Annotated in this window: 9 protein-coding genes; 1 reads left to right on the top strand and 8 read right to left on the bottom strand. The window is 48.2% G+C overall.

Annotated elements, in window-relative coordinates; translation table 11 throughout:
* Positions 1 to 146: 146 nt before the first annotated feature.
* A complete protein-coding gene (locus tag VNN20_04105) occupies positions 147 to 821 on the top strand; it encodes a uracil-DNA glycosylase (protein ID HWP91368.1) in 675 nt (224 codons plus the stop codon).
* A 112-nt stretch (positions 822 to 933) separates the two neighbouring features.
* Here the strand turns inward: VNN20_04105 and VNN20_04100 are convergent, their stop codons facing one another.
* The 8 genes from VNN20_04100 to VNN20_04065 form a co-directional block, all read right to left on the bottom strand.
* Positions 934 to 2,349 carry an ammonia-forming cytochrome c nitrite reductase subunit c552 gene (locus VNN20_04100; protein ID HWP91367.1) on the bottom strand — a complete coding sequence of 472 codons (1,416 nt, stop codon included), beginning with the start codon at positions 2,347 to 2,349 and terminating at the stop codon, positions 934 to 936.
* A gap of 13 nt (positions 2,350 to 2,362) precedes the next feature.
* A complete protein-coding gene (gene nrfH, locus VNN20_04095; protein HWP91366.1) occupies positions 2,363 to 2,899 on the bottom strand; it encodes a cytochrome c nitrite reductase small subunit in 537 nt (178 codons plus the stop codon).
* Positions 2,900 to 2,990: 91 nt separating this feature from the next.
* The gene (locus tag VNN20_04090) at positions 2,991 to 4,490 is read right to left on the bottom strand and encodes an alginate export family protein (protein ID HWP91365.1); all 1,500 of its coding nucleotides are present in this window, start codon (positions 4,488 to 4,490) and stop codon (positions 2,991 to 2,993) included.
* Positions 4,491 to 4,571: 81 nt separating this feature from the next.
* Positions 4,572 to 5,156, bottom strand: a complete 585-nt coding sequence (locus VNN20_04085) for a molecular chaperone TorD family protein (GenBank protein ID HWP91364.1) — start codon at positions 5,154 to 5,156, stop codon at positions 4,572 to 4,574.
* Between the two features lie 30 nt (positions 5,157 to 5,186).
* The gene (locus tag VNN20_04080) at positions 5,187 to 6,086 is read right to left on the bottom strand and encodes an ethylbenzene dehydrogenase-related protein (protein ID HWP91363.1); all 900 of its coding nucleotides are present in this window, start codon (positions 6,084 to 6,086) and stop codon (positions 5,187 to 5,189) included.
* A 14-nt stretch (positions 6,087 to 6,100) separates the two neighbouring features.
* On the bottom strand, positions 6,101 to 7,255 hold the full coding sequence (locus VNN20_04075; protein ID HWP91362.1) for a 4Fe-4S dicluster domain-containing protein: 1,155 nt from the start codon (positions 7,253 to 7,255) through the stop codon (positions 6,101 to 6,103).
* A 17-nt stretch (positions 7,256 to 7,272) separates the two neighbouring features.
* Positions 7,273 to 10,677 carry a molybdopterin-dependent oxidoreductase gene (locus tag VNN20_04070; GenBank protein HWP91361.1) on the bottom strand — a complete coding sequence of 1,135 codons (3,405 nt, stop codon included), beginning with the start codon at positions 10,675 to 10,677 and terminating at the stop codon, positions 7,273 to 7,275.
* Between the two features lie 375 nt (positions 10,678 to 11,052).
* Positions 11,053 to 11,493 carry an Rrf2 family transcriptional regulator gene (locus VNN20_04065; GenBank protein HWP91360.1) on the bottom strand — a complete coding sequence of 147 codons (441 nt, stop codon included), beginning with the start codon at positions 11,491 to 11,493 and terminating at the stop codon, positions 11,053 to 11,055.
* Positions 11,494 to 11,619: the final 126 nt, after the last annotated feature.

Below are 11,619 nucleotides of genomic sequence, written 5' to 3'. Positions count from 1 at the left end.
GATAATCCCAAAGAACACAGGAATCGCTCTAAATCATGCTAAGGGTTCTCCGTTAACTCTTTAATATTCATAGAAATCGTAGAAATCTTTTATACTTTACCGGGGACTTCAAAATAAAAATGACAATGTGGAAGAGTATCGATGAAATGAACTCATGTCTGGTGCTATGTTCCAGGTGTCCACGGCTGGTTGAATTTCGACAAAAGGTTGCACAAGAAAAGCGCAACTCATATATAAACCAGGAATACTGGGGGAAACCCGTACCCGGTTTTGGAGATTATAATGCAGAACTCTTAATAATCGGGCTTGCTCCAGGTGCCCACGGCTCCAATCGAACCGGCCGCATGTTTACAGGGGATCATTCCGGTAATTTTCTCTATAGCACCCTTTACCAAGCAGGATTTTCCAGCAAGCCGGACTCGGAAAACAGATATGATGGCTTAAGACTCAAAAACTGTTATATAACCGCCGCGGCCAGGTGTGTACCGCCGGGAAATAAACCGACGAAAGGGGAACTGGGAAACTGTTCGTACTTTCTCGACGTAGAAATCGGTTTTCTTGAGAAGATAAAAGTGGTCGTTGCCCTTGGGAAAATTGCCTTTGATGCATTCATAGGGAATCTAAAACGTCAAAAAATAAGAATTCCAAAACCGCAACCGCGGTTTCAACATGGGACAATAATTAAATTCGACAACGGTAAAATCTTAATCCCATCATATCATCCAAGCAGACAAAATACCCAAACCGGTAAACTTACAAGAAACATGTTTTTAGATATATTTCTCATGGCAAAAAGGTTATTGAATGAACGGAACTTATAACATCCAACCAAGCTTAGCCGAGCAGCCACAATCCAGAAACGCATAAAATTGGGTATCTACATTAAATGGCTCCGGTGGAGTGTGGAAGCAGATTCTTAATAGGCTAGCGAAATCATTCCCCCGATGCCCGGTTTGTACCGGCCTCATCACGTAGGCTCACCTGGCCCAAACGGGAGAAGTTAATGCTCTGCCCCAGCATTCTAACCGCTTCCTGGTCGGCGTGAAAACCCATGGAGTTCTCCGCCTCGACGAAGTCGAGAAGGAACTGCGCCCTCCGCTGGTAGTCCCTTGCCTCTTCCAGGTCTGCGTCCGAGGCTCCGCCTCCCTTGGCTATCTTTATGTCGTTGACCAGGTCTATTAGGGCATCCATGGCCGTGTTTCGCATCTCAAATGTACGGGCCTGGATGGTTTCTACCCTGTCCTTAAGTTCCTCTTCGCTTGCCCTGTGACAGGTCTGGCAGGCATTGTTAATGTTGAGAAGAGGGCTACGCACGTGATGGTCGCTGATTTTGAGGGCGCCCACGCGCATGTAGGGCATGTGACAATCGGCGCAGGCCACTCCGTTTCTGGCGTGTATTCCTTGGTTCCACATCTCGAACTCCGGATGCTGAGCTTTGAGGACGGGTGCTCCGGTCTCGGCATGAACCCAGTCTTTATGCCCTACCTCATCGTAGTAGGTAAGTATATCCTCCACCTTTAGTCCCTTATGCCAGGGATAAACCAAACGCTTCTCGGTTCCCTTGAAGTAGTACTCAACATGGCACTGGCCGCAAACAAAGGCGCGCATCTCCTGCCGGGTTGCGTCCCGGTTCACATCGTAGTCGGCAATCCCTTGTGAAGCCTTGAGTGCAGTCATCCCCTCGATGAATGCCGGCCTGGTGATACGTAGGGCCATGGTCTTTGGGTCATGGCAGTCAATACAGGCAACCGGGTGGTCTACCAGCTCCCGGGCCTCGGTGTAGGGCATTGCGTTTATCTTTTCAAAGCCCTTAAAGATATCACCGTCGCCGGCCTTCTTGTAGGCGACATAGGTCGAGGCATGACAGTTGAGACAGGTGCCGGGCTGTTTGGTGACCTTTTGCCGCTCGGTGAAAGTCTGGTCCTCGAGCATATAGGCATGTCCCCTCTCTTCACGGAAGTCTACGGCAAATGCATAGCCCGACCACATAATCTTGAGCCTGGGGTCCTCCTCAAGCCGTGACTGGGAGACGACCGAACGAGGGTCAGCATCAGTCGGCGTTTTGGGCACGGCTTCCGAGCCGCCAAAGCGGGTGCGCTCCTGGTCCACTGTCCGCTTATAACCGTCGTATTGAAGGGGGAAGTTCTTTCCCCAAGCCACCGGGTCTACGCTATCATCGGTTATCTCCACTACACGAAAGAAAGGGTTCTGGGCCTCGCGCTTACGCTCCATGATATTTACCAGGAGAGCGGTTACACCCACAGCGGTAATAGCAGTCACGATTATAACAAGCACCAGTGAACGCGTGAAAGAGCGCTTCTTTGACCCAGGGGTTTTTGTCTCGACCATTCTTTTCCTCCTTTCACCGATTTTTATCCTTCTGAGGAACGCTCCCGACGCTGGCTAACTCCATGTGCCCTACACCGGAGTGGCACTTAATGCAGAGCAGGGGTGATGCTGATTTATGATGGTCTATTTGCAAAACCAGGTCGTGGTGGCAGTGGCGGCAGGCATCTTCGGTGATGCGACGGTTCCGCTCGGTGATACGGATAGGCTCGGCAAAGTCACCAGTGGTAAAAGCGTAAGAATGCAGGAAGCCGTTTAGAGCCTTGGTAGTGTACTTGCCCAATACATTATGGGGGGTGTGGCAATCATTGCACACGGCAACCTGTCTGTGGCTTGACTTAACCCAGCCATCGTATTGCTCGTTCATGACATGGCAGTTGGCGCAGGCAAGCGGGTCGTTGGTAAGATACGACCCGCCTCGTGCATAGACAAAGGTGAAGGCTCCGATACCGATGGTGACGCCTACGAGCATTCCGACAACGATAGCCGCTATGGGGTAAGAGTACCTGTTATCGGACTGCCTCTTGAATTGTGTAGAATTATCCGGTTTCATTCCATCTTTCTCTATATGATATAGGAAGCCGAGAGTGAAAGTATGAGTAAGAACATACCATTCCTATAAATCCAACCAAAATCATCCGAATTTATTTCCCCAGATTAAACTGGACAGTAGCTTGCGCATAGAACCAATCTAGCTGGTCTTCTTTATCGAACACCACCTCAACCCCTTTTCCTCCAAAGAGGTGGTAATAACCTATATCCAGAGATAGGAAATCAACCGGCCGAATGCTCAGAGTAAAACCAACCTCCGCACCCATGTTCCTTTCTATGTCTTCGCCTGGAACAGGGGCACGAAACACGTATCCGAATGCTTCATTATTAAACGGCCCGGAGCCAGTGACCCACTCTTCCTCATCCGAGGCCAAGAAGAATGCGTTTCCCTCTATCAGAAGCCTCACTTTTTCATGAGGGGTTAGGAGAAGTTGAAAAGTGGGATTGATCAGGTTCATAAAAGCGAAGGAGTCCGTATACCCATACCATTTATGATTTGTAGGCACCATATTAAAGAATGTCCCGTTATCAGAATCATCCGGGTCCCCGTCTCCAGAGGCATAAGCGATCCCTGCCCTAAGCCAGGGTTTCCAGGGTAGCTCCAGAAGCTGATACCCCAACTCGGCAATAAAAGCGAACGCTCCTTGGTCAAAGTCTCCAAAGTTCCCTAGCTGAAAAGCAAACCAAAGCATTAAGTCCACCTGCCCAGGGCCCGCATCATAGGCACCGGCTACGCTCAAGCCGGTGGTGTTGATCTCAAGGTTACCGCCGGCAAGATCCTTCGCCGGTCTACGGTCGTCGAAATAGAAGTAGTTAAAAATCTGAAACTGTGTGTCGGGAATAAGGATATCTTTCTTCAAAGTAAAGGCTCCTCCCGTAACCACTACCGTATCCAGGTCCTTCCATAGCCCGTCGTCAACATCGAATCCCCCAAAGGTAACATTCGCTCCAAAGAGATTGAGGTCAAATACATTATTGGTATAACCGACAGTTCCTCCGTCATATCTTCTTCCAACAATGGGCCAATCCCAGTTGCCTATTAGCCTTTCTGAGAGCCTTGCTTGAATCAGCCAGCTCAACTTAGGATCGTCTTTATACAGCACTTGCGCACCGTCGTTAAACCCAATACGTCCTCCCTTTAGGTAAAACCCTCGAATATCCTTAATGTGTAGGTAGGCCTCTACGATCTGGAGATGGCCCGGGTCGGTTTCGTCGTCGCTGGCGCTGAAGTACAACGGGCCGAGCCCGAACGCAGCGTTTTTTGGAAGGTTAAACGCTTTAACCCCCTGACCCATCAGGTGAATGGTAAATTCTTCCCAGGTAAAATCGATGAATCCCCTTGTCCTGTTGAAAAAAAAGTCATACGTACGCTCGGTTGAAACCCCTTCTTTTTCAAAGGTGCTCCATAGTTCATTCCTGAATAGAATTATTACCCCGCCGCTGACATGCTCCTTGATTTTCTCTGCCACCCCATCCCGGTCTGAAGCCCTGGTCGGAAATGCGGAAACGGTGCAGAGGATTAGTAAGGTTAGGAGGAACACGAGTATTTCTTTACATGACGGCTTAGAACCGGAGAGTGTGCTCTCGGGCATATCGTTTCCCTCCTTTACGAGGACATCTCTTGTTTTTATCTATTCCAAAAACAGGAAAACTATAGAAATAAGAGGCCGTGCTCAAAAACATTCCATCTCTTTTTCTACTAAGCTCCTTAACAACTCCGTGACGGCTTTGTAGAATGGAATGGGGTTCGCTTCGTCTACCCTTTTAGAAAACCTCTTGACGAACTCGAACATGTGCTCTTTCAGGAACTTTTTATATGCATCCTTCGTGATATCCGCGTCGTCTTCAATCGGCGCTATAGCTATCTTTAGTGAGAGTATGGATGCAAATTCAAGCTCGGATGGAAGCGAGTCCGGGGACTCTCCGCTTTTGGGGGTGAGGCCAAATGCTGTATAAAAAGCGGAAACATCAGTGATCACATCCATCCTTAGATTATATGAACTTTCACAGATAGGAATCGTGCCCTTTAAAAAAAGACGCGAATACTCTTTCTGAATTTCGCCTATTTCAATATTAGATAGGATTACTTCAAAATAGGGATATATGCTTTCATCCAGGTGAGGAAAAGTGGCCAGTTCCTCTATAATAGACCTCATGTCACTCATATTCGTTTTATCGGGATAGGAGAATCCCTTGCTTAATACCCTATAAATATCCGCCTTTATGAAGCCCTCTATCTGTTCTTTTGATAATGTCATTTGTCCTCCGCACTGGCACCAATAACAATGTTATTTTTCGACTTCAATTTCTATCCAAGGTGCATAGTGCTTTCTGGCACCGACATTCTTGGCCGAGCCGTTCCACACAGCAAAAGCAGCGAAGGTCTTTTCTGTTATCGAGGCATCGTTTGGGTCATCTGTTACGATCGGTCTTGCGATTATAACCCTCCATACCCCCTTTTCCCAACGCCCCCAGCCTACCGCGTTCTGTTTGGGTTGAGTGGTGAAGGTTCCAAAGCCCTCTGCTATTGCCTCTTCTACCGGCTGGGTTCTATGGAATATGGAGAGGGGATTCCTGGCATACGCACCGGGTATGTAATTTAACGCCTCCGGGGTAATGAAATAATCCACCGTAGTAGGCTGTAGGGGGAATTCTCCTTCTGCATATATCATCGGCTCGGAGAAAAAGTAAAGGTCAACCCAGTAGTTTGGATGAAGCGTCTGAACGTCTCTATAACCCTTTTCGATATCGTCCTGCCATATAGCTTTCCAGTGTATTATATGAACCCGTCCTCCTTTATTCCCCATCATGAAGGCAGGGAGATTTTTGGGGTCAAGCGGTATTTGAATCGCCACCTGATCGGTGAATTTCGCCACGTCAACCAGCGCATCCCTGGTCTCGTCTTCCCACTCCAGAAGGAATGCAATCCAATTTCCGTTGTGTACGGACCTCACATTGATGTACGGAATTGTGGGGGCGTCAAGAAATGGGGTGGTCATATTCTGAGGAATAACATTAATTCGGGCAACTGGCGCCCTCTTCCATACGCCGCTGTTTACATCCTTAAGGGGTACTTCTTTCACATTAATCGACTTTATTACACTCTTTTCTTGCTCCGGGTAGGCGAAACCCGTTTTCATGAAGGAAATAAAAATCAAGAATAAGAGTAGGCTAAACCCTTTTATCATCTTTTCTCACCTCCTTAAGGAATGTTATGCCTGTAGGTCTCCCCTTTTTTGTCAAAGTACGGCCTGACGCGAACCGGTTCTTTGAGCGGGACCTTTGCTATCATCTCTCCTTTATCGTCAAAACCCAGAGCATAATCGCCCTCTGCTCTAAAGGAGCGGATTATTTTATCCGTGCTTCCGAAGAGCAAAAACGCCGAGAGCAATTCCTTATCATTTTTTGCATTCTTATATGTTTCTATTGCCTGGTCCACACCGGGGCCAAACATCTGGTGCAAAAACTCCTTGGGAACATGCACTGGCGGCACGTAATAAACATTCGGTTCGAGCCCGAACTGGGGATATAGGGGAAGGGCGACTTTTTTAACGTAAACGAGAAAGTCCATGGGATTGTCATTCTTAGGAGAGTCGGGCTTACTCAAGAATCCCTGGAGCCTTATTTTCCCTATGCACGTCTGAACACACCTGGGCTGCTCTCCCTTTTCTATGAGTGGATAGCATCCTATACACTTTTCCGAGATTCTGGTGACTAGGTTAAAGAAGGTTTTTTTATAAGGGCAAGCCCTCACACATTCACGATACCCCCGGCATCTGGATTGGTCTATAAGAACGATTCCGTCTTCTTTCCTCTTGTATATGGCCTTCCTCGGACAGGCAGCTAGACAGGCTGGGTATGTGCAGTGATTGCATATCCTGGCCAGATAAAACATCCATGCCTTATGAATACCGGTAAAAAAAGCCCCTTTCTCGACTATATCCGAACACTCGTCCTCGCCGATGTTTGGATATGAATAGTCCTCTTCCCCGGGTAACCACCCCAAAACCCTCTCCCCCTGCGGAGCCGCTTCAAATACGGTCTTACCGTTGTATATACCTTCCTTTTCATCCCAGGACTGTCCATGGAGTTTTTTTAAGACATTCAGGTCCCACTTGATCGGATAACCGCCGTAGGGCTTTGTTTCCACGTTGTTCCAGAACATTACTTCCTGTCCTTTTCCCGATGTCCATGTGGTTTTACAGGCGGCGGTGCAGGTCTGGCAGGCGATACATTTATTTATATCGAAAACATAAGCGATCTGCTTTTCCGGCCTGCTCTCCGGGTAGAAATATCCCATTTCCCTCTTGATCTGCCAGTTCTTTACCTTCGACGTAAGCCAGCTCGTTACCGACATAACGGCTCACCTCCTTATTAAACTTTCACAAAACCGCCCTTCAGGTAGTTTTTAAAATCCTCGTCTTCGTAGGTTGGCCTGATTTTAAGCTCAGCCGGCCTCCAAACCCTCTTGCCCTCGATCCCTCCTACCTCGGCAAACTCGATCTTCACAAACGACTCCCTGGGAGCACCGGTGGGACAGTGAACGTCGGGGGCGAATCCTTTCTTTATAACCTGCCCAAAAAGCTCTTTTCTGGTCAGGGAATCGGTCATCAGGGTGGGCTTTAGCCATCCCCTTGTACAACTCTGGTGTGAACCGAACCTGAATAGGGACTGGTATCCGGTTTGGAGGTTTTTGGCAAGCCCGGTCGGGTTCTCTTCCGCATCGCGAACTGTTCCAAAAGTGGCAGCATAGACGTTATGCCACATCCTTATGACCCCTCTTGGGGTTCCCGGATAGTATCTTATCCGGCACATAAGACGGGCGACCCTGTAATCTTTTTTCCTTTTCTCCCAACCTTTGAAAGGCCTATCGTGGGGATCAGCATCGATGTAGGCGTAGTCACCGTCTTCGAGTCCCAATTCCTTGGCATCAATAGGGTTTATATCTACGTACATCTCGGTGATATAGGGCATCCTTTTGTCGTGCCTGTAGATATCGCCAAACGGCCCAAACCATATCGCTACAACATCTGTATCAACCGGGGTGGTGTGTGCACCGTGCCGGTATTTGGGGGTGTGGAATATGAACCTGTAATTTTTATCTTTCGCGGCCAGGGGATGGGTGGTCTTTGTGACTTCGTCCCAGGGCTTCACCACATTTCTTCCCTGACGTATGTCCGCGGAGAGGTCTTCAGGTGATGCCCCCCAATTTTCTGGCCTTTCCGGTCTTATCGCCGGATTCGGCTTGGCCACTATTACATTGGGCTCGTAGAACGTGGAATCAACCGGTTCCCTATAAACCGGTATATTTTCACCGGAAACTAAAAATTCTTCCTCGTCGCGGTAGAATTCAAGCCGCCCGCTCTTTGTGTACCAGGGCTTTTCTTCCTCCGACTGCTCATATCCTACAAATTTAGGATAGGTTCTAGACATGAGAAGGGCCGGAATTCCGTTTTTGGCTTTCTCTTCGAGTTCTAAGACGTTATATCCCTTTGTCGACGAGCTTCCATCGAATATTCTTTGAAGGTAAACGTCCGGTTTACCCTGAGAAACGAACTTAAAGTAATTTTTGAATCTTTCGTCGCCGGTTAAGTCCCCCAACGCATTTGCGATTCCCGCTATAACCTCTATATCCCCCTTTGTGTTGAATATTCTATTAAGTGGCGTGCGAGGAAAGATGTAGAGGAACGGGTTTGTGACGGATATCGTAGCATCGGGCGACTTGAACTCGGCCCATGAATCCACCGGGAATACGATGTCAGCGTATTCGCATGAAGCTGTCCACCACCAGTCAAGCACCCCTATAAACTCGACCTTAGGAAATACGTTCATCACACTTTCGTAGTGCCCCTTTGCATTCCCGATGAGCGAGTTTGAGTTCGAGACTAAAATTGACTTTGTAGGAGTGGGTAGGTGGGTCTTCCCGGTAAGAACCTTATCCCCGACTCTTAGTATCTTGTCCCCATCGTTAAAGTAGTGAACCGATTCCGCAGTGTAGTATAGTTTGACATCTACCGGCTTTCCTTCTTCCAGTTGGATATTAAACGGGTTTTCGGCGAAGTAGGTGGGAAGGCCGCTGAAGAAGGCGCCTCGATAATTCCCGGCGTAGCTCCCTACATTGGCACTTACCTTACCTATATTTCTCGTAAGTGCGGCTAGAAAGAAAATGGTCCTGTCTTTAAGGTCGTTGTTAAAAAATTGATTCGGCCCCATACCGAGAGCAAAAAGCGTATCCCCGCTGTGTTCGGCGATTTGCCTGGCGATCTCGATTATCCCTTCCTTAGGAGCCCAGGTTATTTCCTCCACCGTCTCCGGGTCGAAGTTCTCCAAGATATACTGCTTTATGAGGTCAAATACCGGGATTACCTCGACCTCCTTCCCCTCTTTTGTGGATACCAGGAATTTGCCTTCGAGGGCAGGCGAAACCCCTTTCTTGTCAATCTGATTTCCGTAGTCATCCCTCGTAATAATGACCGGTTCCTTCCTTTTCTCATCCCATACCACAAAATCGCTCCACTCGTTTCTGATGCTTTCAGGAACGACCGGAGTCGCCTGCTTCAAGGGCGGAGGAGGCTTCTCGCCCTCCTTGAGAACCCCTATGTAGTTTTTAAGTTCCTGAGGTACATATCCCTCTTTAATATCCTCTGGTTTTAGAAGCTTGAGAGTATCCATCCGGACGAGCAATGGCAGGTCAGTGTATCTTTTGAGGTAATCAGGATCGTATAGCCCTTCTTTGATTATTACGTATGAAAATCCGAGCGCTAAGGCCGGGGTTGTACCTGGTCTTACAATAAGAACGTTGTCTGCCTTATTGCAGGTAGCGCTATACTCACATGCAATAACGGTGACCTTTGCCCCTTTAAGGCGGGATTCGGTAAGCCAGTGGGAATCGGGCATCTTTGTGGTTATCCAGTTCATTCCCCATACAACGATGTTTTTGGAATGGTCGGCACATACCAAGTCCCAGTCGACAGTCTGCTGCCCGGTCACCATCGGATGGCCTGGAGGCAGGTCCGTATGCCAGGTGTAGTTGTCCCAACCCCTGGCCCCCTTTGCTTGATCCGGTTCCACGTTCCTTATCTTTGAATCGAGAAGGGCCAGTGCGTTGGCTAATCTATATTGGGCGAAAATCCTAGTCGCTCCTAGAGCAGGCATTCCTCCCCTGAATTTAAGGGTTTGAACTCCCGCCCCTCCGGTTGCCTCTACCATGAGAGGGTCATACCCTTGCTCTAGGAGCTTTCTTTTTCCTTCCTCACCGCTATACTCTTTGGCTATGTTTTCTAGGGTCCTTGCGGTTATATCAAATGCTTCCTGCCAGGATATCTTTATGAACGCCTCTTTGCCCCTTCCCTCAAGGTATTTCGAGGGTGGTTTACCGTTTTTATCCCTGGGAAAACCGTCCTTTACCCAATTTGAGAACCCCTCTCTTATGACCGGATACTTTATCCTTCTATCCCCATAAACCCTTCTTACCAGGGCAAGACCTTTCTGACAGCATCTTGGCTCCCATCGGCAAGAGGCTTGATTCCCGTCTAGGTCGGAAGCTTTTGAGTAGCCAAAGGACGGCGCCAGCCTGACCACCACGCTGTTTTTAACATGGGCCCTCAATAAACAATTGTGTGTGTCGTTCGGGGCACAAAGAAAGGAGAACTCGCTGTCGTATTTCCACAAATCCTTGAACACCTTTTCCCAGCCCCTATTGGGGTAAAACGCCAAAGGATTTTCTACGTCCACTGGGTCAAAAAAGGTAAACATTTCAGCAAACCCATTTGAAGCCATTAAAACTCCTCCTACACCCCCCAACCCTAACTTGAGGAAACTCCTTCGACCTAGGTCCATGGTAATCCTCCTCCTTAATTATTTATCGCTAGTGCTGTGCGGTGAGCTATAAGACCAGTAAGGTACACTCCACGGATGAGACTTTGTGCCAGAAGATCGGTGGGGGCTCCTGGAGATGTAGGGAAGCCTATTTCATCGATGGAAAGGGATATCAGCGGTATTAAAGGAGCTGGGTTTATGTGACAGAGGGAGGAAGATGCACATCTATTTTTAACCCTTGTGTATTTCATCTCCACCTCTCTGGCACGAGACGATCTTCGTGCCCTTTTTTAATGGAAGTTAACTCCTAAAACCAAACACCGGACTTACATATCCCTAACCCCTTTTACGTCTTCTCTTTCTTGCACGTTCTTGTCTGTCTTGAGCCATAGCCACATCGGCTAACGTTGTGTCATGAAGGAACTTGATCTCCTGCTCCAACTGCTTTGCCCAAAAATGGTGAACCGGGCAGCCATCTTCGCTCGGACACTCGGGCATTCCCAGTATGCAGCGGCTCTTCAGAATAGGATCATCCAACGCCACACAAAGGTCGTACAAACTTACAGACTCCGGCTTTAGTGCAAGTGAAATCCCCCCTCCGATTCCTCGTTGTGTGGTAACAAACCGCTTCCTTCCCAACGTGTTTATGATCTTTGCCAGAAAAGCCTGGGGTATATTCGTAGCCTCGGAGATCTCCCTCACCAGAACGGGCTTACCCTCCATCCGAGACAGATAAGTAAGGGCCCTTATGGCGTATCCAACTGTTTGACTAAGCAACTTCTACTCCTGTTATCATATTCACGAGTAGATGACCATCAGGTCGTCTTATCATAAAATAATGCTACAACACATGAAGAAATTGTCAAGTTCTTGGTGACAAAGTTCTGCTTAAGCCTGTAGAAA

It is taken from the genome of Thermodesulfobacteriota bacterium (genome assembly GCA_035559815.1).
In the GTDB taxonomy this organism is placed as follows: Bacteria; Desulfobacterota_D; UBA1144; order Nemesobacterales; family CSP1-2; genus DATMAT01.
The sequence above is the reverse complement of the archived record's forward strand: the minus strand, read 5'-3'. Positions and strand labels throughout refer to the sequence as shown.

Excerpts from the sequence above, each read along its gene's own strand:
- VNN20_04105 (HWP91368.1), top strand. The coding sequence starts at position 147 with ATGAACTCATGTCTGGTGCTATGTTCCAGGTGTCCACGGCTGGTTGAA.
- VNN20_04100 (HWP91367.1), bottom strand. The coding sequence starts at position 2,349 with ATGGTCGAGACAAAAACCCCTGGGTCAAAGAAGCGCTCTTTCACGCGT.
- VNN20_04085 (HWP91364.1), bottom strand. The coding sequence starts at position 5,156 with ATGACATTATCAAAAGAACAGATAGAGGGCTTCATAAAGGCGGATATT.
- VNN20_04075 (HWP91362.1), bottom strand. The coding sequence starts at position 7,255 with ATGTCGGTAACGAGCTGGCTTACGTCGAAGGTAAAGAACTGGCAGATC.
- nrfH (HWP91366.1), bottom strand. The coding sequence starts at position 2,899 with ATGAAACCGGATAATTCTACACAATTCAAGAGGCAGTCCGATAACAGG.
- VNN20_04080 (HWP91363.1), bottom strand. The coding sequence starts at position 6,086 with ATGATAAAAGGGTTTAGCCTACTCTTATTCTTGATTTTTATTTCCTTC.
- VNN20_04090 (HWP91365.1), bottom strand. The coding sequence starts at position 4,490 with ATGCCCGAGAGCACACTCTCCGGTTCTAAGCCGTCATGTAAAGAAATA.
- VNN20_04070 (HWP91361.1), bottom strand. The coding sequence starts at position 10,677 with ATGGCTTCAAATGGGTTTGCTGAAATGTTTACCTTTTTTGACCCAGTG.